The following is a 19,318-nucleotide window of genomic DNA, read 5'->3' on the forward strand; positions in this document are numbered from 1 at the left end:
GCCGTCGTGTGAACAATCCCTAGTCCAGCGTGATCTGGTTGTCCTTCACCACCCTGGCCCAGCGCTGCCCTTCGGCCGCGATGAGCGCGGCAAACTGCTCCGGGCTCCCGCCGGCGGGCACCATCCCCAGCTCGCGCAGCTGCTTGCGGTACTCGTCTGACTCGGCGATCTTGCGCGAAGTCGTGGCAATCAGATCGAGGACGGGTTGCGGCGTGCCTTTGAGGGCAAAGACGCCGTGCCACGAATCTCCCTCGAACCCGGGAAAGGATTCGGCCACCGTCGGCACCTGGGGCAGGCTCTCCAGGCGCTTGCTGCTGGAGACGGCCAGGGGCCTGATCTTGCGGGTCTTGATGAACTGGAGCACGTCGGCGCTGGGCGAGAAGGCCACGTCGACGGTCCCGCCAACGAGGTCGGTCATGCCGCCGTCGCGGTAGGGCACGTGGTTGAGCGCAATGCCGGCGCTGTTGGCGAAGTAGGCCATCGACAGGTGCGGCACCGTGCCCACGCCATACGAGGCGAAGTTGATCCGTTTCGGATGGGCCTGCGCGTCCTTGATCAGGTCGGCCAGGGTCTTGTAGGCCGACGATTCGGGCACCGAGACCACCAGCGGAATGGTGAGCATCCGTGTCAGCGGCACCAGGTCCGCCGGCTGGTAGGGCAGCTTCTTGTAGGCGTAGGGGTTGATGGTCACGGTGCCGCTGGCGGTGTAGAGCAGCGTATAGCCGTCGGCGGGCGCAGCGGCCACGGCCTGCGTGCCGACGATGGTGGCTGCTCCCGCGCGGTTTTCGATGACGACGGGTTGCCGCACCTGCTGGGACAGGCGCTCGCCCCAGAAGCGCGCCATGACGTCGGGGGCAGTCCCGGCCGGGAATGGCACGACCACGCGGATGGGCTTGCTGGGATAGGCGTTCTGCGCCTGCGCGCCGGGAGCGGCGCCGAGCATTGCGGCGACGGCGATGCCGCCCAGCGGCGCGAAGGTCTTGGCAAGGAACGATGGGAACAACATGTCGTCTGTCTCCGTTATGCGGCCGGGGGCCATGTGATGAAAGGAAGGCTCTTTCGCGCCGGGAGGGGCCTGGCGGCGTTTCACTGCGTTTCGCGGCGAACTCTAGGACGCCGTCTCGGCGCGAGGAAGCCGCGGGGGCGCAAATGAGTTTTCCAGTTGGCGCAGTCGCGCGAACGAATTTCTCGCCCCTTTGCATCCAAACCGGTCTCCGGTGCGTAGAGGTCCCAGCAGCGAGGAGCTGCTGCCGTCCGTCCATCTACCTACAACCAGGAGAACCTTCATGCACACCACCCGTCCCATCGCCGCGCTCGGCGCCGCCTCGGCCGTTGCACTGCTCACCGCATGCGGCTCGATGTCTTCAGGCTCCATGGCCCCTGCGTTCAACCAGTCGACCCTGCCGCCGACCATCCAGGTGCCCGCAGGCAACAAGGTCGCCATGGAAACCGTGGGCAAGGGCGACATCGCCTACGAGTGCAAGGACAAGGCCAATGCGCCCGGCCAGACCGAATGGGTGTTCGTCGGCCCCGACGCCAAGCTGTGGGACCGCGGCGGCAAGCAGGTCGGCAAGTACTACGGCCCGCCGGCCACGTGGGAGTCGAACGACGGCTCCAAGCTCACGGCCACGCAGCTGGCGGTGGCGCCTTCGGGCCCGACGAGCCTGCCGTTCCAGTTGGTCAAGGCAAATCCGGCAACGGGCACCGGCGCGATGACGGGCGTGACCTACATCCAGCGCGTGGCGCTGCAAGGCGGCGTGGCGCCCACGGGCGTTGCCTGCACGCCGGCCAACAAGGGCCAGAAGGAGATCGTGAAGTACCAGGCCGACTACATCTTCTGGAAGGCGTCCTGACGAGGCGCGGCTACTGCGGCTGAAGGGCCATGAGCACGGCATGGGCCAGGAGGTGGGTAATCATTGCCGCCTCCAGGCCGTGCCGCCAGAAGAGGTAGCCGGCCACCATGCCGAACGCGGCGTTGGCCCCGACGATGTAGACGACGAGGCCGGCACTCGGCGCGCCCGCCATGGCGATGGCCGCCGGCAGGTGCCCCGCGCCGAACAGCAGCGCGCTGCCTGCGATGGCTGCCCAGAAGACCCAGTCCGATGGCTTTGAGCGATCTCGCTGCACGACGCGCCACAAGACCCAGGCCATCGCGCTCATCAGGCCCCAGCGCACAAGCACTTCCTCGGTGATGCCGCCGTAGAGAAAGCGCACGACGGCGGGCAGCGTCACGCCCTGCAGCGGCGCGGCCACGTCGGCCGCAAGGCGCGAGATGGCCCACAGGAGCGCACCGCCGAGCAGGCCGCCGCACAGGCCGGGAACGAGCTGTTTCCCGAGCGCGCTCCATGGCGCCCTCGATTCGGCCAGCGCCGACAGTGCCGGCGCCTGAAGGCCGACGCCGGGCGCCAGTCTGGTGCCCGCGAATGCCGCAATCGCCAGCAGCAGAGAGGTCTGTATGCCCGAGGCCAGGCTCAATACCCACATCGGCACCGGCAGCGCCTTGCCCGCCAGGATCTCGGGCAAGCCAAGCCATGCGACCACGATCACGCCGGGAAGGCCCGCGCACCAGGCCGCTGCAAATACTCGTCGATTCAAGATTTTTCCTCCTGCGAGCCGGATGGCCTCTTTTGTTGTGGATGTCAATTGCCGCGTAAGCGGCTGTAGGCCGCAATCTGCGCGGGGGAAAGCACATCGGCCACGGCAAGGTGGTATCGCAAGTGGCTTTCTCGCAGTCGCCCTTGCGCGAGCGCTGCCCTGGTGGTGCCGGCCTTGAGGGCGTCCGGCGTGGCCTGCCTCGACTTGAAGAGCTGGTCCAGCGCCTGTTCGGCTTCGATGACGGCCTCGCCGGCAGTCACCGCTTCCTGCTTCATCTGGGCGAACAGCGTCTTGACCCGCAGCGCCTGCTCGTTCGACAGCTCCAGTCGATCGGCAAGTTCGAGCGTGTGCGAAGGGCCGGGGTAGCCGTTGAGCTCGGCCGGCAGCGCCAGCGACATGCCCTTTCCTTCGCGAAGCTCTGAAAGCTGCTGGGCCGACAACGCCTTGATGGCGCGGTCCTGCATTCCCGCATAAGGGCTGGAGGCTTGCCCGGGTTGCGGCGCTTCAGATGGGGGGCGGTGCGCGCCGTGGGCGTGCTGGGCGTGGACCGCTGGCATGCACAGCAGTGCGCCCAGGGTCATGAGGGCGGCGGGAAGGGGCTTCATCGGTCGATCTCCAGTGCTGATGCTGATGTTGGCCGAGCGATCATTCGGCAATCACCTTGAGCGCCGTGTCCGTTTGCGCGTCGATCTGTGCGCGCGTGAAAGGCAGTTCCACCCATTCGCGCCGGGCAAACCGTTCGGTCTGGTCGGCGAACCAGGCGGAGTCGGGGTTGGTCGACTGGGAGTACGCGAGAAAGGCCTTGGCGCGCGGGCCCTGTGCCGTGAATCCTACCGACTGCAGGTAGCTGGTCCCGTGAACGGCCTCGCGCAGCCCGTTCCCTTTGGTGTCCACGCTGATCATCATGTTGTAGACGCCCAGTTCGTCGTCTCCGCCGGGTACGGGAATGCGCCGGGCGCCGCGCGTCGCGCCCTGGATGTCGCCCCAGCGCTGGCTGGGAGCCCAGCCTTTCGCGGCGACGTTGCGAACGGCGGCCTCCATGGCCTCGCGGACCTGGGCCGCCACTTCCGGCTGCTCCACGCGCAGGCCGCGCGGCGTGTTCACGGGGTCGGCGGGGTCGAACGCCACGCGCCAGGCGCCCGGCGTTTGCCGCAGGAAAGACAGCGCGAAATCTTCGAGGTAGCCGTAGCCGATGCCGGCGTCGAGGCCCGCCGTGCGGTCCCAGGCCTGAAGCGCCGAGCAGGCCTGCTTCAGGTCGGCCGAGGCTTGCGGCGAGCCGCTTTCGCCCGGGCACAGGGAAAGCATGTCTGCCAGCACCAGCTCGGCCAGGTACACGCGGTTGTCCAGCACCATGGCCTCGACCTGGTCCTGCGATACGCGCCGCGTGGGCAAGCCGTTGCGCGGCTGCAGGGTGGCCTGCAGCCAGGCCAGCCCCTGCCGGGTGCGCAGGCCCTGCTGGGAGCCCGCGATGCTCACCAGCGGAGAGAAGCCTTCGAGCGGCGCCTGCGGGTTGGTCAGCCAGGCGCTGTCGTTCGAGTTCTGTACGTAGTCGTGGCGCTCCAGCAGCGGCAGTAACTTGCCGGCAAAGATGCCGGCCTGCGGTGCGGCGGGGTCGTTCGCCCACTGGCAGCGCGCGGTGTCGCCTCGCAGCAAAGGGGCCGGCAGGCTCTTCAGCGCCTCGGGGTCAACGTTGGCGCCGGCGACCTCGCAGCCGGCCAGCATCGCTTCGGAGATGTTCGGCGTGGGCGTCGCGCTCATGAACAGGGTGCGCCCGCCAGCGTCGGCAGCCAGGGTGTTGTTCCAGGGGTTGCCCACGATGCGCAGCACCGAGTCCTTCAGCTCGTCGAGCGAGCGGGCCTGGTTCATGGCCAGCCACTGGTCGGCGAGTCGGTGGTTGTCGGTGTTGGCGTCGCGCACGGTGTAGGCGTACTGGCTGTCCCAGCGCAGCGGCCCCAGCGCGATGACCGTGCCGAAGTCGGTCGCGTAGTAGGCGTGCTCGCGCGCGGCGATGCGCCCGTCGGATTCCAGCACGTCGACCTTCGATACCTTGCGCTCCATGGCCTTGCTCTTGCCGTCCACCATGTAGCGCGTGGGGTCCGCCGGGTCCAGGCGCAGCTGGTGCAGGGTGAGGCGCGCGGCGGTGTTGGTGGTGTGTGTCCAGGCAAAGTCGCGCGTGAAGCCGATCCCCACGATCGGCAGGCCGGGCAGGCTTGCGCCCATCACGTCCATGCGGCCCGGAATGGTCAGGTGCAGTTGATAGAGGCGCAGCACGCCGGCCCACGGAAAGTGCGGGTTGCCCAGCACCAGGCCTTGGCCGTTGGCTGTGGCGTCGCTGCCCAGGGCCATCGCATTGCTGCCTGTGCTGGGTTTGCCCACCATGGCCAGCAGCGCGGTCTGCGAGGCTTGCTCCGACGGCTGCGGCGCAGTCTTTGCGGCACTGCCCGCGCGTCCGGGCGGCGAAGCCTGGGCCAGGAAGGGCGCCGTGTCGGCCAGTCCGTTGAGCGCGGCGTAGTCGCGCATCAGGCGCACGAGGTCGGCCTCTTCCACCGCGCGCACCCAGGTCTTGTTGTTGCAGCTTTCCGGCAAGCCCGCCGCCCCCGTTTCGCGCAGGTAGCGGTTGTAGCCCGCAGCAAAGCCCTTGAACATCGCCTTGACCGGTTCGCTGTAGGCGCTCCAGGCCGTGCGCAGGCTGGCGTCGTCGTTGTGCTGGCGATAGAACAGGTCGGAGGAAACATTGGCGGGCAGCGTGCCTTGCCCCGATGCGGGCAGGGCCCCTTCGCCGAAGTACCGGGAGCGCTCGCCACGCACGGTGACCAAGTGCTCCGCAAGCACGCAGAAGTTGTCCTGCGCGTACGCATAGCCCACGCCGTAGCCGATGCCCTTCTCGTCATCGGCCTCGATATGGGGAATGCCGTGGGCGGTGCGGCGGATCCCGGCCTTGTAGCTGTTGCCCGGAGCGGCGCTTTCCTGCACACCGGGCCCGCTGCTGCTGCCAACCCCATTGCCGATGCCAATGCCGAAGTTGCTACCACCGCTGTTGCTGCCGCCGCACGCAGCCAGCGCCGCGGCGGTGCTGACGCAAAGGCCGAGCCGCCAGGCCCGCCGGCTTTCGGATGGCCGGGCGAAAGTCGAAGGCGAGGAGCGCAAGTCCCGAGAGTTCATGTCGTACCCTGATCGAAGTCGGCCGCTGCCCCCTGCAGCGGCCCTCAGGCACGATAGAAACCCAAGCTTGGCACGCGCTGAAGCAGTGCTGAAGGAATGCTGAAGCTACGGACTGCCTGGAGGTGGCGATGGGCCGGCGCTCCTGCTCTTCCCGCTCTTCGTGGCGGCGGCAACGCCGATCGCCGCCACCAGCAGGCACACCGAGAAGATCACCCCGCGCGTGCGCGCCGCATCGGCGAACGCGCCGACGATCAGCCCGGCCAGCGGCTGCGTGAGGTTGTTCAGCAGCACGATCACGCCGGTGGTCTTGCCGTAGTCGTGCGCCGGAATGATCCGCTGCCTGTGGATTCGGATGTAGATGCTGAACATCTTGTCGAAGCCGACGACGAGCAGGAAGCCGGCCGCATAGCCCCAGTGGCTGGTGCTCGCGGCCGTGAGCAGTCCGCCGGCCAGGATCAGTGCATAGGCGGTGACGCCCATGCGCCTGAGCGGTATCGACCCGCGGATGATCGCAAGCAGGATCGCGATGGTGGCCACGGCCCCGAGCGTCTGCAGCCAGGCGTAGTAGGTGGCGGAGCGCTGGTGCAGCCCGGTGACCATCGCGGCCGCGGATGCGAGCGTGGTGCCCAGCATCAGGTTCACGCCAGAGGTGAGCATGGTCAGGCGCAGCAGCCCCGGCAGCCGCAGCACGTGGCCGACGGCCGTGACGATGGGTTGCAGGAAGTGGCCCGGCGCGCCCTGCGGCTCGTGCAACCGCACGGGGTTGCCGCGGCGCCAATACGAGGTGGCAGCGTCGGCCAGCAGGAAGAAGCCGGCCGCCGCGCCGACCACCGCCTGCCACGGCCACAGCGCGAACAGCGCCGCGGCCACCAGCGGGCCGAGCACGGTGCCGGTCTGCTCGGCTGTCTGCGCATAGGCCAGCACCTTGTCGAAGCCGTGCTGCGTGGCGATCTGCGGCAGCATCACTTCGCGCGCCATCACGCCCTGGGTAGTGAGCACGCCGCATACCGCCGACAGCCCCACCAGCCAGCCGATGCCGCCGATCGCCTCGTTGGCCAGCACGCCGAGCACGCAGACCAGCGCGCGAAGAATCTGGCTGCCGCGCAGCAGCTTCAGCGGCGACACGCGGTCGCACAGCGCGCCGCAGACGGGGAACGACAGGAAACGCGGCAGCGTCTCGGCCGCGAAGGCATAGCCCGACCAGGCCACGTCCTGCGTCACCTGGAACACCACCAGCGGCACGAGGAACAGCAGGATCTGGTCGGCGAGCCTGGAGAGGAACAGCGAGAAGAGAAAGGCCGGGAACTTCATCGCGCCGTCATGTCCCGCGCAGACCCCGAGGGGAGAAGGGTGGAAGGCGCGGCGAGGGCGGGCATGCGCTGAAGATAATCGAAACATGATCGCGCTCGACTGCTACTACAGCCTCTCCTCTCCCTGGGCCTACCTCGGCGGCCCGCAGCTCCAGGACATCGTGCGCCGCCACCACGTGCGGCTCACGCTCAAGCCCTACGACTTCCAGGCGGTGGTGCCGCAGACCGGCGGCATTCCGCTGAAGACGCGGCCCGAGCCGCGCCGCACCTACCACGCGCTCGAACTCGCACGCTGGAGCGACTACCTCGGCATGCCGATGAACCTGGCGCCCGCGCACTACCCCAAGGGCGCGCCCACCGATCCCAACTGGAACAAGTACCCGGGCTGGATGGTGATCGCCGCCCAGCTGCGGGGCCTCGACGCGCAGCCGCTGTCTCACGCGCTGCTGCGCGCCCTGTGGGCCGAGGAGCGCGACACCTCGAAGGCCGAGGTGCGTATCGCCGTGGCCGACGAGAACGGCTACGACGGCGCTTCGCTGCAGGCGATGGAGCAGTCGGCCGAGGTGCTGGCGATGTACCGCGCCAACAGCGCCGAGGCGGTCGAAGCGGGCGTGTTCGGCGCGCCGACCTTCATCCTGAACGGCGAGCGCTTCTGGGGCCAGGACCGGCTCGCGTTCCTCGACCGGGCGCTGGACAAGCTGCGCGCGGCGGGCTGAGCGCTCCCCGCATCTTCAAAAGGCCGGCCGCGGCAGCAGCGCCGGTATCCGCTTGCGGGTGATCCGCTCGATTGGCGTGCCGCGCTTCAGCTCATCCGTGATGCGGCTGGCCGGCCCGGGTGCGTGAGCGGGTGCGCGGGCGCCACGCAGAAGGCGAACTCGAGGCTGCCCACGGGCACTGCCTGGCGGGAATCGGAGGGATGGAAGGGGATGGAAAGGGGGCGGAAGAAGTGTTCGAAAAATTCGATCATTGAAGATAAAAAGTTTCGTCAATGACAGCCTCGCGGCCCGCGATGATTCGTTCCATGCCAAGGAGATTTCTCTCCCGAAGCGATTGTGAATCAGATCGAACATTCAACCAACCCGCAGGAGTTTTCACATGTCCGTCAAAGCCACCCCTACCGCCGGTTCCAAGCTGCTCAAGCCCACCGATCACACGCTCGTGATGATCGACTTCCAGTCGCAGATGGCCTTCGCCACGCACTCGATCGACGCCGTGAACCTGCGCAACAACGCCGCGCTGGTGGCGCAGGCGGCGGCGGGCTTCGGGGTGTCGACCATCCTCACGACGGTGGCCGAGAAGAGCTTCTCGGGCCCGATGTTCAGCGAGATCACCGACGCCTTCCCGGGCCAGAAGATGCTCGATCGCACCTCGATGAACACCTGGGAAGACGCCGCCGTGATCGAGCGCGTGAACCAGATCGGCAAGCCGCGCATCGTGCTGGCGGGCCTGTGGACCAGCGTGTGCATCGTGGGCCCGGCGCTGTCGGCACTCGACCAGGGCTTCGAGGTGTACGTGATCGCCGACGCCTGCGGCGACGTGTCGAGCGAGGCGCACAACCGCGCGATGGAACGCATGGTGCAGGCCGGCGCGCAGCCGATGACCTCGCTGCAGTACCTGCTGGAACTGCAGCGCGACTGGGCCCGCGGCGAGACCTACGAGCTGACCACCGGCATCGCGAAGAAGGTCGGCGGCGCCTACGGCCTGGGCGTGACCTACGCCAAGACCATGTTCGGTGCGCACGAAGGCTGATCGAAGCACGAAACCTGCCGTGCCCTCGGCCTCCTGCTCGGTCGCCGAGACAGCCGGCCCCTGGTCAGCGACGCCAGGGGCGCATCGCTTCCCGGCGCTGCAGGGGAGGGCTTGAGCCTCCGGTCGCCAGGGGCGATGCCCGTGGCGATAATCCCGGGATGCGAATCCGCTTTACCAAGATGCAGGGAGCCGGCAACGATTTCGTCGTGCTGGACGAAACGCGCGGCACGCTGGGCCTCAGCGCCGCGCAATACCGCTTTCTGGCCGACCGCCACTTCGGCGTCGGCGCCGACCAGATCCTCACGGTGCGGCCTTCACCGGGCGAAGGCATCGACTTCCAGTACGTGATCCACAACTCCGACGGCGGCGAGGTGGAGCAGTGCGGCAACGGCGCGCGCTGCTTCATGCGCTTCGTCAGCGAACACCAGCTGACCGGCAAGAAGCAGGTGCGCGTGCAGACCCTCTCCGGCGTGATCGAACCCCGCGTGGGCGACGACGGCCGCGTGACGGTCGACATGGGCGCCCCCATCTTCGAACCGGCCCGCGTGCCCTTCGACCCCGCGGGTCTCGACCCCCAGCCCGAAGGCGGCTGGCACAAGTGGCACCTGGCCCTCGGCACCCGCGCCGGCAGCGCCATCGTTTCCGTAGCCGTCCTCTCCATGGGCAATCCGCACGCGGTGCAGGTGGTGGACAACGTCGACACCGCCCCCGTGGCCGAGCAGGGCCCGCAGATCGAGCACCATCCGCGCTTTCCGCAGCGGGTGAACGCCGGGTTCATGCAGGTGGTCGACCGTTCCAACATCAGGCTGCGGGTGTTCGAGCGCGGCGCCGGCGAAACGCTGGCCTGCGGCACCGGCGCCTGCGCGGCGGTGGTGGCGGGCATCCGCCTCGGGCTGCTGGAGCGCCGCGTGGACGTGCAGACGCACGGCGGCGTGCTGACGATCGAGTGGCAGGGGGAGGGCCAGCCGGTGCTGATGACCGGGCCGGCCGTCACGGTCTTCGAGGGAGACATCGAGGTGCCGGAGCTGCCATGACCAACTTCACGAGCAACAACAACGACGCCAACGCCATGAACCCGATCACCGAAGACGACATCGCCAACTACCTGGCGAACACGCCCGACTTCTTCGAGCGCCATGCCCAGCTGCTGGCGCAGGTGCAGCTCACCAGCCCGCACGGCAACCGCGCCGTGAGCCTGCAGGAGCGCCAGGCCGAGATGCTGCGCGAGAAGATCAAGGCGCTGGAGCATCGCCTGATGGACATGATGCGCCACGGCACCGAGAACGTCGTCATCGCCGACCGCCTGCAGCGCTGGACCACGGGCCTCTTGACCACGCGCGACCCGCGCAGCCTGCCGTACCGCATCGCGGTCGACCTGCAGTCGCTCTTCCTGGTGCCGCAGACGGCGATCAAGGTGTGGGACTGCAGCGGCGAGTACCTCAACGAGGCCTACGCCCAGTGGGTGAGCGACGACGTGAAGGCGCTGGCCACCTCGCTGACCTCGCCCTACTGCGGGCTGAACTCGGGCTTCGAGGCCTCCAGTTGGCTGCCCGAGCCGCAGTCTGCGATGTCGATCGCGCTGATCCCGCTGCGCCCCGGCCCCGAGTCGCCGGCCTTCGGCCTGCTGGTGCTGGCCTCGCCCGACGCGCAGCGCTTCAACGCCGAAATGGGCACCGATTTTCTCGAGCGCATCGCCGAGCTGGCCTCGGGCGCGCTTTCGCGGCTGCGTCCTTGAAACGTCCGCGCTGGTTGCGGCGGCCCTGGCAGGTCGCGTTGGCTTGTGGGTTGGCGGTTGTGGCTCTGGCATACGTGGTTGCCTGGGCGGTGGCTTGGCATCGCGCCGCGGAGCTGCTGGCGAACCCGCCGCAACGCCCGGCCGACGCCGCGCTGATCCTGGGTAGCCGGGCCTATCTGCATGGCAAGCCGAACCCCTGTCTCACAGGGCGGGTCGACACGGGTATCGCGCTGGCGCAGGCCGGCGTCGTCAGGCAGCTCGTGTTCACCGGCGGCGTCGACTCGGAAGATGGGCGCATCGAGGCTGAAGTCATGCATCAGCATGCGATGGCCGAGGGTTTCACCGGTCCGATGCTGCTCGAGCGGGCTTCGACATCCACGCGCCTGAACCTGGCGCTGTCGACGCCGGTCCTGCAATTGGCGGGTGTCCGAAGCGTGGTGATCGTGTCGGAGCCTTATCACCTGTGGCGTACCGAGCGGCTGGTGAAGATTAGCGGCTTCGACAAGAGCTTCGACGTCCAGTACGCCGCGGCGCCCACCTCCTGCTGGCGCACTTGGGGCATGGTGTTCAAGGGCGCATTGCGCGAGCCGGCGGCCATCATCAACAATGCGGCCCATGGCTATCTCTTCTGAGCCGGTCGCGTCCACCCCGCCGACTCCCACGGACTGGATCGAGAAATACCTGGAGCACGTGTGCGTCGAGCGCCGGCTCGCGGCGCGCACGGTGGAGCTCTACGCCTTCCACCTGCAGTCCCTGCGCGAGCACGCCGCCGAGGCGAAGCTGCCGCTGGACCGCGTGCAGACCGCCCACATCCGCCGCTGGATGGCGCAGCTGCACAGCGCCGGACGCGAGCCGCGCGGCATCGCGCTTGTGCTGTCGTGCTGGCGCAGCTTCTACCGCTGGCTGGGGCACGAAGGGCTGGTCGGCTTCAACCCGGTGCAGGACGTGCACGCGCCCAAGGCCGGCCGGCCGCTGCCCAAGGCCCTGGGCGTGGACGACGCGGTGCGGCTTGCAGAGCTCTACGACCCCGAGGCCGATCCCTGGACCGAAACGCGCGACGGCGCCATCGTCGAGGTGCTGTACGGCTGCGGCCTGCGCGTGAGCGAGCTCACCGGGCTCGATGCACAGGCCAGCGCCACGGCGCGCGGCTGGGTCGATCTCGATGCGATGGAGGCCAGCGTGCTCGGCAAGGGCAGCAAGCGCCGCATCGTGCCCATCGGCAGCAAGGCGGGCGAAGCGCTGCGCGACTGGCTCGCGGTGCGCGGCGACTGCCCCGGGCTCACCACCGCCCGGCTGCACGACCCGCAGGCCGCCGGTGCACTCTTCATCAGCGCCAAGGGCATGCGGATGTCGTCGCAAGCGGTGTGGAAGCTGCTGCGCGAGCGCAGCCTGAAGGCCGGCCTCGCGGCGCCGGTGCATCCGCAGCATGCTGCGCCATTCCTTCGCGAGCCACGTGCTGCAGTCCAGCAGCGACCTTCGCGCGGTGCAGGAGCTGCTGGGCCATGCCAGCATCGCGACCACGCAGGTCTACACGCGGCTGGACTTCCAGCACCTGGCCAAGGTCTACGACGCGGCACATCCGCGGGCCAAGGCCCGCGAAGACAAAGACAAGTAAGCGACAAGAAACAATGAAAACCCTTCGCCTCAAACCCAGCAAGGAGCGCTCGCTGCAGCGCCGCCATCCCTGGGTGTTCGAATCCGCCATCGCGCGCGGCGGCGCCGATTCCGGCGAGACGGTGCGCGTCGAGTCGCACGACGGCACTTTTCTCGCATGGGCCGCCTTCAGCCCCGAATCCAAGATCCGCGCGCGGGCCTGGAGCTTCAACGAGACGCAGCGCATCGACGCGGCCTTCCTCGCTTCGCTGTGCGCCCGCGCCGTGGCCGCGCGGGGCCTGTTCGATCTGCAGAGCGACGGCGTGCGGCTGGTGCACGGCGAGGCCGACGGCCTGCCGGGGCTGATTGTCGACCGCTACGGCGACACGCTGGTGGCGCAGTTCCTCTCGGCCGGCGTGGAACGGTGGAAGGGCGTGCTGGCCGATGCGTTGCTCAAGGCCACGGGCCTTTCGAAGCTCTACGAGCGCTCCGACGCGAGCGGCCGCGAGCGCGAGGGCCTGAAGCCGGTCACCGGCTGGCTGCGCGGCGAAGGGCCGACCGAGATCGTCATCCGCGAGCACGGCTGGAAGCTGTCGCTGGACATCGCCACCGGCCACAAGACCGGCTTCTACCTCGACCAGCGCGACAGCCGCCAGCGTTTTGCCGAGCTGGCGCAGCACCGTCGATTCAGGCGCGTGCTGAACTGCTTCTGCTACACGGGCGGGTTCACGGTGGCGGCGCTGGCGGGGCTCAAGGCGGCGGGCGCGCTCGAAGGCGCGGAGCTGGTGTCGGTCGATTCCTCGCTGCCGGCGCTGGAGCGCGCGCGGGGGCATCTGGCGCTCAACGGCTTCGGGGGGAAGGGAATTCAGGCCGAGTTCCTCGACGCCAACGTCAACACCGTGCTGCGCGAGTTCATCGACCAGGGCCGCACCTTCGACGCCATCGTGCTCGACCCGCCCAAGTTCGCGCCCACGGTGGCGCATGCCGAGCGGGCCGCGCGGGCCTACAAGGACATCAACCGGCTCGCGCTCAAGATCCTGGAGCCGGGCGGGGTGCTGCTGACCTTCTCGTGCTCGGGCGGCATCAGCGCCGACCTGTTCCACAAGATCGTGGCCTCGGCGGGGCTGGACGCGGGCGTGGACGGCTACATCGCCGAACGGCTGGGTGCCGCGCCCGACCACCCGATGACCATCGAATTCCCGGAAGGCGAGTACCTCAAGGGGCTGGTGGTGGTCAGGAAGCCTGCCTGAAACGGGGCTTGACCCTGCCGCCAACGCAACTCAGTGGCATTGGCTAAACTGCCGGGCCGCGCCTTCCACGGCCCCCATTTCCCGTTTTCCGCTTCCGGAGCACATTCCCCATGGCCCTCATTCCCGCGACCATCCTCACCGGCTTTCTCGGCTCGGGCAAGACCACGCTGCTCAAACGCATCCTGACCGAGGCCCACGGCCAGAAGATCGCGGTCATCGAGAACGAGTTCGGCGAGGAGAACATCGACAGCGACATCCTCGTGACCGAGTCGAAGGAGCAGATCGTGCAGATGAGCAACGGCTGCGTCTGCTGCACCATCCGCGAAGACCTGCGCGAGGCGCTGCAGCTGCTGGCCGCCAAGAAGCGCCAGGGCCTGCTCGACTTCGACCGCGTGGTGATCGAGACCACCGGCCTGGCCGACCCCGGCCCCGTGGCCCAGACCTTCTTCATGGACGACGAGATCGCAGAGAGCTACCTGCTCGACTCGATCCTCACGCTGGTGGACGCCAAGCACGCGCCGCAGCAGCTCAACGACCGCCAGGAAGCGCGCCGCCAGGTGGGCTTTGCCGACCAGATCTTCATCAGCAAGAGCGACCTGGTCGCGGCCGAGGAGACCGATGCGCTAATCCACCGCCTGAAGCACATGAACCCGCGCGCGCCGCAGCAGAAGGTGCATTTCGGCGAGGTGCCGCTGAAGGACGTGTTCGACCTGCGCGGCTTCAACCTGAACGCCAAGCTCGACATCGACCCCGACTTCCTGAAGGAAGACGACCACGATCACCACCACCATGACCACGAGCACGGCGAGCACTGCGACCACCCCTCGCACAAGCACGAAGGCCATGGCCACCATCACCACGTGGACGACGACGTCAAGAGCTTCGTCTACAAGGCCGATCGTCCGTTCGACCCGGCGAAGCTGGAAGACTTCCTGGGCGCGATCGTCAACATCTACGGCCCGCGCATGCTGCGCTACAAGGGCGTGCTGAACATGAAGGGCACCGAGCGCAAGGTGATCTTCCAGGGCGTGCACCAGCTCATGGGCAGCGACCTGGGCCCGGAATGGGGCAAGGACGAGGCGCGCCAGAGCCGCATGGTGTTCATCGGCATCGAGCTGCCGCGCGAGATCCTGGAACAAGGCCTGGAGCAGTGCCTGGTCTGACCTGAAGAGCCGCTGAAGGCTTCCTGAAGCAAAAACAAAAACGGCGCTGGCCCGCGAGGCCAGCGCCGTTTTTCGTTGGGGCAGGGCGGCTTACTTGCCCGAGCCGTTCATGCCGGGCGCTCCGCCCAGCGGCTGGCCGTTGACCTTCAGGTTGCCCTCGCTGAACTCGACCTGGGTGGTGACGTCGTCGCCGTCGCGCTTCACGAAGCCGCTTTGCTCGCCCTGTTCGACCAGGCCGGCCACCATTTCGGGCGGCGGTGTCTGGCCGCTCTCGGCACCGGTCTCGGCCAGCTTCTCGAGCCACTTCATGGGCAGCCGCGCGTGGGCCTTGAGCACGCCGCGCTTCATCATCAGCGCCGTGCCCGGCAGCTGCAGGTCTTCGTCGGTCACGCCGGCCATGCCGGCCGAGTAGCCGAGCTCGGCGCGCTTGCCGTCGATCTCGACCAGCAGCTTGTCGATGCCGGCCTCGGGCGCGTACTTGGCCATGGCCTTGAGGTCGGGCGTGAGCTGCTCGAACAGCGCCTGCATCGCCGCCTGGGAAGCCTTGCTGCCGCCCTTGCCGCAGCTGTTGGCGGCGCTGGACTGCATCCAGGCGTCGGCCAGCTTCTTGTAGCCGGCGCCGTGGATGCGGCGCGCGCCGCTGGTCAGCTCGAACTTGTCGATCTTGGTCTCGCCGATCTTGCCGGTGCCCTTGAGGGTGCCGGTGGAGGCGTAGAGGCCGTCCTTGATGCTCGCGTCGCCCACCAGGTCGATGCCTTGCAGCACGATGGCCGGCAGCGCCTTCGGCGGCTCGGAGCCGTCCTCGGCCGCCTTCTTCTTGACGGTGAATTCCAGGGAGTCGAGCCGGCCCTCGCTCTTACCGGTGGCCAGGAACCAGCCGGCGCTGCTGTCCATGTCGGCCTTGGCGGTGAGCTTGCCCATCTTCATGGTCACGCCGCGGCGCACTTCGTTGAAGTCCAGGCCGGGCATGCTCAGGTCGTAGTGCGCCTGGGTGCGTGCGGCGTTCACCTGCACGCGGGCCTGCAGGCCCTGCCAGTCGAGGCGGCCCTTGCCGTCCTCGGCCAGCTTGACGGGCGCGACCGTCAGGTCGCTCGTGAAGCCGCCGTCGAAGCCGACCTTGGTGCGGGCCGACACGGGCTTGGCCTCTCCGAAGAATTTCTTCGCCTCGGCCTGCGCCTTGTCGTCGAGCACCAGTTCGCTGTCGATGACGGCGGCCGCCAGCGTGCCGCCGGCCAGCGGGCCGTGGTGGATGGTGTCGCGGATGGTCAGGCGCAGCTGCTTCGGCGGCTTGATGGCGGGGGTGTCGTCTTCCTCGCCGTCTTCCTTTTCCTCTTCGTCCTGGCCAGCGGTGGGCTGGCTGGCGGCCGGCGCGGCCGCATCGGCCGCGCAGCCGATTTCCAGCGTGACGGTGCTGACGGCGCCCAGGAAGCCGCGTTCGTACTTGCGCTCGGTCACGCGCACCAGCGCGGTCTGCTTGGGCAGCTCGTCCAGGGCGGTGTCGTAGCGCGACTTGATCTGCGACCCGGCCCACCAGGTGCTGCCGCCGTAGGCGACGGCGATGGCCGCGGCCAGGACTCCCAAAACTGCTTTCTTGTTCAAGGCTTGTTGCTTTCTTGTGTCTGTCTTGCGATTGATCGGAATGATCGGATAGGCCCCCTGCGCCATATGGACAAAGGCCGGGGCCCGCGCGCCACCCCCTCCGGCGGCGCCGGGCGATGCTAACGGAGTCGGACGGCATGCCGGAACATGTCCCGCGCCGTCGAGTTCTCTATACAATCGCGCGCCTGTTTCGCAAGCCACGTCCTGCTCCCAGGGACAAGATGTGACTTCCGGCACGGGGCGCCGTACGTTTCTGGCGGGCTTTCGGGGGTATAACCCCGGGGTTCGCCACTTGGCGGGCACCCCGACAACGGGGGCCTGTGCGGCCTGAAAGCCGCAACGGGCCTCCATGGGAGGAGACACCCAGTGAAAGCGCGTTCCAGTTCGTCCAAGGAGCCAGTCACCGTGAAGAAACCCGCCGCCAAGGCCACGCCAGCAACCAAGCCCGCCGTCAAGAAGGCGACGGCTGCGAAGCAGGCTGTACCTGCGGCCGCGAAGGCTTCCGGTTCCGCGACCAAGGAGAAGAGCGAGAAGAGCGCGCCGTCCAAAAAGCCCGCAGCACCACCGGCCAAAGCCGCGACCGCTGCGACAAAGAAGTCCGCCAAGCCTGCAACTGCCGCCACCAAGACCGCGGGCGCGGGCTCATCGTCATCCAAACCCGTCGGCCGCCCTGCTGCCGTTCCTTCTGCCCCCCGATCCCCATGAAAAAAACGGCTGCCGCCTCCACCTCCGCCCCGGCGACACCCTCGATGCCCGCCCAAACCGCCACGCCCGCTCCCGCCGCGCGTGGTGGCCGCGTGTCCCGGCTGTCGCAACTGACCGTCCCCTCGATGCCGCAGTCGGTGGCATCGACGGCCGCCAAGTCCACTTTCTCGCAAAGCCATTCCAACGCGCTGGTGCCTCCGCCGCCCCTCGCCATCAAGAAAGATCCGAAACTGGCCAACAACTGGAAAACCAAGTCGCCCGCCGAACTGAGCGATGCCGAAGTCATCGCCATGCCCGACGACGAGTACATGAACGAAAAGCAGATGGCGTTCTTCCGCCTGAAGCTCGAAGAACTCAAGCGCGGCATCCTCGAGAACGCCGGCGAGACCACCGAGCACCTGCGTGAAGACACGGTGGTCGTGCCCGACCCGGCCGACCGCGCCACCATCGAGGAAGAGCACGCCCTGGAACTGCGCACCCGCGACCGCGAGCGCAAGCTGCTCAAGAAGATCGAGCAGTCGATCCAGCGCATCGACGCCGGCGACTACGGCTACTGCGACGAGACCGGCGAGCCCATCGGCGTCGGCCGCCTGCTGGCCCGCCCGACCGCGACGCTTTCGCTCGAGGCGCAGCAGCGCCGCGAACTCAAGCAGAAGATGTTCGGGGACTGAAGCGAGCACAAGGTAGATAAACGCCAGCGTCTTCTCTTCGATAGCCTTCGCCGAATGCCAAAGGAAGAATCGGGCCGCCTTCTGTCCAAGGTGGCCAAGTTTGTCCGCAATCCCCTGAAGGATTGGTCGGAGCTGGATGCCCCTGCGTCCGCCGCGCCCTCGGATTCCTCGCTGCCCGCGCAGACCTACAGCCGGGAGATGCTCAAGGAGATGATCGAGCGGCGCCAGCGCAACGATTTCGTGCGCCGGCGCGAGTTCGACATGCTGCGCAAGCTGCGCCAGCGCGAGGCCGCCGCGCATGCCTTCGAGGCGACGGTCACGCCGTCCTCGTTCAACATCAACAGCTCCTCCGAAAGGTCGGAGGGCCGCGCGCTCACGCTCAAGAAGATCGACGAGATCGAGCAGCAGATGTCGCAGCAGTGGTGGAAGGGGCGGGGGCCGAACGGCGAAACGCTGGTCAATCCGCCGCCCGACGCTGGCGCGGAAACCCTGCCGCCGGTGCACACCGACGAGCTGCTCTCCGAGCCCGCGGAGGCCCTGCCCGCCGCGGCGGTGACTCCGACCGGCGCCGCCGCTCCGGCCGTGGCCGAAGGCGTGCCGCTGCTGTCGTCGCGCCTTGCGCACGACGGCGCGCTCGAGGAAGCGGTGATCCGCTTCGCGCACGGCGACGACACGGGCGCCGAGGCGATCCTGCTGCAGGCCCTGGCTTCCCCGCCCGACAGCGTGTCTCCCGTCGAGAGCGCGACCGACGCAACCAACGAGCGCGACGACAACCGCTGGCGCGCGCTCTTCGACCTGTACCGCGCGACCGGCGATGCCGCCAAGTTCGCCGCCGCCCGCATGCGCTACGCGCAGCGCATGCGGCGCATGGGCCCCGACTGGGTTTCCCTGGAAGAGCTGGCCCGCAGCGTCAAGGCCGTCACCGCCAGCGAGGACGCCGCCGGGGTGGCTGCCGAGGGCGCCCACGGCCAGGCCGACTGGACCTGCCCCACGCGCTTGGGACGCGAGGGCCTGATGGAGCTCACCCGGGCGCTGTCGAAGGCCGGCTCGGTCTGGACGCTCGACTGGCGCGGGCTTCATGCCGTCGAGCCCGAGGCTGCCGCGCCGCTGCGCGTGCTGTTCACCCACTGGGCCGATTCGCCGGTGCAGCTTCGCTTCATGGGCTCGGCGCAGCTGCTGGCCGTGCTGGCCGAGGCCGCGCCCAACAACGAGCGCGGCACCGACGACGTCTGGTGGCAGCTGCACCTCGCGGCGCTGCGCTTGATGCACCTGCCCGACGACTTCGAGCTGGTGGCGCTCAACTACTGCATCACCTACGAGGTGTCGCCGCCCGCCTGGCAGGACCCGAAGGGCGAATGCACCTCGCTGGCCGCGCCGCCCGCGAGCCGGCCCAGCTCGGTGTGGTCGCTGCTGTCGGTCGGCGGCGACTCCGAGAGCTTCCCGTCCACCGACAGCGGCTTTGCCGCGCTGGCGGGCGACCTGCGCGGCGAGTCGCTGTCGAACTGGCAGCGGCTGGACCACGACCTGCGCCACACCACCGCGCCCGTCATCTCGTGCGCCGCGCTGCTGCGCATGGACCTCGCGGCGGCGGGCACGCTGCTGAGCTGGGTGCGCGCGCGCGATGCCAACGGCGAGCGCGTGCAGTTCGTCGATGCGCACCGGCTGATTGCGGCGCTGTTCAACCTGGTAGGCATTGCCGATCACGCGACCGTGGCGGTTAGAAAAAACTAAGGGATCGGCCGGCCCCCGCACGGGTTGCATTGCCTTCGGCCACCCCCAGATGGCT

At 68.4% G+C, this 19,318-nt stretch carries 17 protein-coding genes and 1 pseudogene; 12 read left to right on the forward strand and 6 right to left on the reverse strand.

The annotated features are described in order from the left end of the window. Positions 1-19: 19 nt before the first annotated feature. On the reverse strand, positions 20-1,006 hold the full coding sequence (locus ACHMXA_RS08305; protein WP_176667809.1) for a tripartite tricarboxylate transporter substrate binding protein: 987 nt from the start codon (positions 1,004-1,006) through the stop codon (positions 20-22). Positions 1,007-1,286: 280 nt separating this feature from the next. On the opposite strand from ACHMXA_RS08305, the gene ACHMXA_RS08310 reads away from it, so the two are divergent. Beyond that, entirely contained in the window at positions 1,287-1,853 is a 567-nt protein-coding gene (locus tag ACHMXA_RS08310; RefSeq protein WP_395320013.1) for a DUF3455 domain-containing protein, read from the forward strand. A gap of 10 nt (positions 1,854-1,863) precedes the next feature. Here the strand turns inward: ACHMXA_RS08310 and ACHMXA_RS08315 are convergent, their stop codons facing one another. The 4 genes from ACHMXA_RS08315 to ACHMXA_RS08330 all read right to left on the reverse strand — a co-directional run bounded on the left by ACHMXA_RS08315 (position 1,864) and on the right by ACHMXA_RS08330 (position 7,068). Beyond that, positions 1,864-2,595, reverse strand: coding sequence for a CPBP family intramembrane glutamic endopeptidase (locus tag ACHMXA_RS08315; RefSeq protein WP_395320015.1), 732 nt, complete (start codon positions 2,593-2,595; stop codon positions 1,864-1,866). 44 nt (positions 2,596-2,639) lie between these two features. Continuing rightward, the gene (locus ACHMXA_RS08320) at positions 2,640-3,200 is read right to left on the reverse strand and encodes a hypothetical protein (RefSeq protein WP_395320017.1); all 561 of its coding nucleotides are present in this window, start codon (positions 3,198-3,200) and stop codon (positions 2,640-2,642) included. Positions 3,201-3,240: 40 nt separating this feature from the next. Beyond that, on the reverse strand, positions 3,241-5,757 hold the full coding sequence (locus ACHMXA_RS08325) for a penicillin acylase family protein (RefSeq protein ID WP_395320019.1): 2,517 nt from the start codon (positions 5,755-5,757) through the stop codon (positions 3,241-3,243). Between the two features lie 105 nt (positions 5,758-5,862). Then, a complete protein-coding gene (locus ACHMXA_RS08330; RefSeq protein ID WP_395320021.1) occupies positions 5,863-7,068 on the reverse strand; it encodes an MFS transporter in 1,206 nt (401 codons plus the stop codon). An 85-nt stretch (positions 7,069-7,153) separates the two neighbouring features. Between ACHMXA_RS08330 and ACHMXA_RS08335 the strand changes: the two genes are divergently transcribed. From ACHMXA_RS08335 to ACHMXA_RS08370, 8 genes and pseudogenes are all read left to right on the forward strand, one after another. Beyond that, positions 7,154-7,783 (forward strand): 2-hydroxychromene-2-carboxylate isomerase, encoded by a 630-nt coding sequence (locus ACHMXA_RS08335; protein ID WP_395320023.1) that lies wholly within the window; start codon positions 7,154-7,156, stop codon positions 7,781-7,783. A gap of 379 nt (positions 7,784-8,162) precedes the next feature. Beyond that, positions 8,163-8,816, forward strand: coding sequence for a hydrolase (locus ACHMXA_RS08340; RefSeq protein WP_395320025.1), 654 nt, complete (start codon positions 8,163-8,165; stop codon positions 8,814-8,816). Positions 8,817-8,974: 158 nt separating this feature from the next. Next, a complete protein-coding gene (gene dapF, locus ACHMXA_RS08345) occupies positions 8,975-9,850 on the forward strand; it encodes a diaminopimelate epimerase (protein ID WP_395320027.1) in 876 nt (291 codons plus the stop codon). Continuing rightward, on the forward strand, positions 9,847-10,551 hold the full coding sequence (locus ACHMXA_RS08350; RefSeq protein ID WP_176667815.1) for a DUF484 family protein: 705 nt from the start codon (positions 9,847-9,849) through the stop codon (positions 10,549-10,551). The genes dapF and ACHMXA_RS08350 overlap by 4 nt, the downstream gene beginning before the upstream one ends. Then, positions 10,548-11,183, forward strand: a complete 636-nt coding sequence (locus tag ACHMXA_RS08355) for a YdcF family protein (protein WP_395320029.1) — start codon at positions 10,548-10,550, stop codon at positions 11,181-11,183. The genes ACHMXA_RS08350 and ACHMXA_RS08355 overlap by 4 nt, the downstream gene beginning before the upstream one ends. Further along, positions 11,167-12,166: pseudogene (locus tag ACHMXA_RS08360) on the forward strand (tyrosine recombinase XerC). The gene ACHMXA_RS08355 and the pseudogene ACHMXA_RS08360 overlap by 17 nt, the downstream one beginning before the upstream one ends. 13 nt (positions 12,167-12,179) lie before the next feature. Then, positions 12,180-13,394 carry a class I SAM-dependent rRNA methyltransferase gene (locus ACHMXA_RS08365; protein ID WP_395320031.1) on the forward strand — a complete coding sequence of 405 codons (1,215 nt, stop codon included), beginning with the start codon at positions 12,180-12,182 and terminating at the stop codon, positions 13,392-13,394. Positions 13,395-13,504: 110 nt separating this feature from the next. Beyond that, a complete protein-coding gene (locus ACHMXA_RS08370; RefSeq protein ID WP_176667819.1) occupies positions 13,505-14,557 on the forward strand; it encodes a GTP-binding protein in 1,053 nt (350 codons plus the stop codon). A gap of 90 nt (positions 14,558-14,647) precedes the next feature. Here the strand turns inward: ACHMXA_RS08370 and ACHMXA_RS08375 are convergent, their stop codons facing one another. Next, positions 14,648-16,156 (reverse strand): YdgA family protein, encoded by a 1,509-nt coding sequence (locus tag ACHMXA_RS08375; RefSeq protein WP_256099189.1) that lies wholly within the window; start codon positions 16,154-16,156, stop codon positions 14,648-14,650. A 366-nt stretch (positions 16,157-16,522) separates the two neighbouring features. On the opposite strand from ACHMXA_RS08375, the gene ACHMXA_RS08380 reads away from it, so the two are divergent. The 3 genes from ACHMXA_RS08380 to ACHMXA_RS08390 are packed head-to-tail and all read left to right on the forward strand — an operon-like array spanning position 16,523 to position 19,263. Next, entirely contained in the window at positions 16,523-16,861 is a 339-nt protein-coding gene (locus ACHMXA_RS08380; RefSeq protein WP_395320034.1) for a histone, read from the forward strand. Positions 16,862-16,905: 44 nt separating this feature from the next. Further along, positions 16,906-17,532, forward strand: a complete 627-nt coding sequence (gene dksA, locus ACHMXA_RS08385; RefSeq protein WP_093196966.1) for an RNA polymerase-binding protein DksA — start codon at positions 16,906-16,908, stop codon at positions 17,530-17,532. Between the two features lie 54 nt (positions 17,533-17,586). Further along, a complete protein-coding gene (locus tag ACHMXA_RS08390; protein ID WP_176667820.1) occupies positions 17,587-19,263 on the forward strand; it encodes an STAS domain-containing protein in 1,677 nt (558 codons plus the stop codon). Positions 19,264-19,318: the final 55 nt, after the last annotated feature.

The sequence above is a fragment of the Variovorax sp. UC74_104 genome, from assembly GCF_044055375.1.
In the GTDB taxonomy this organism is placed as follows: Bacteria; Pseudomonadota; Gammaproteobacteria; order Burkholderiales; family Burkholderiaceae_C; genus Variovorax.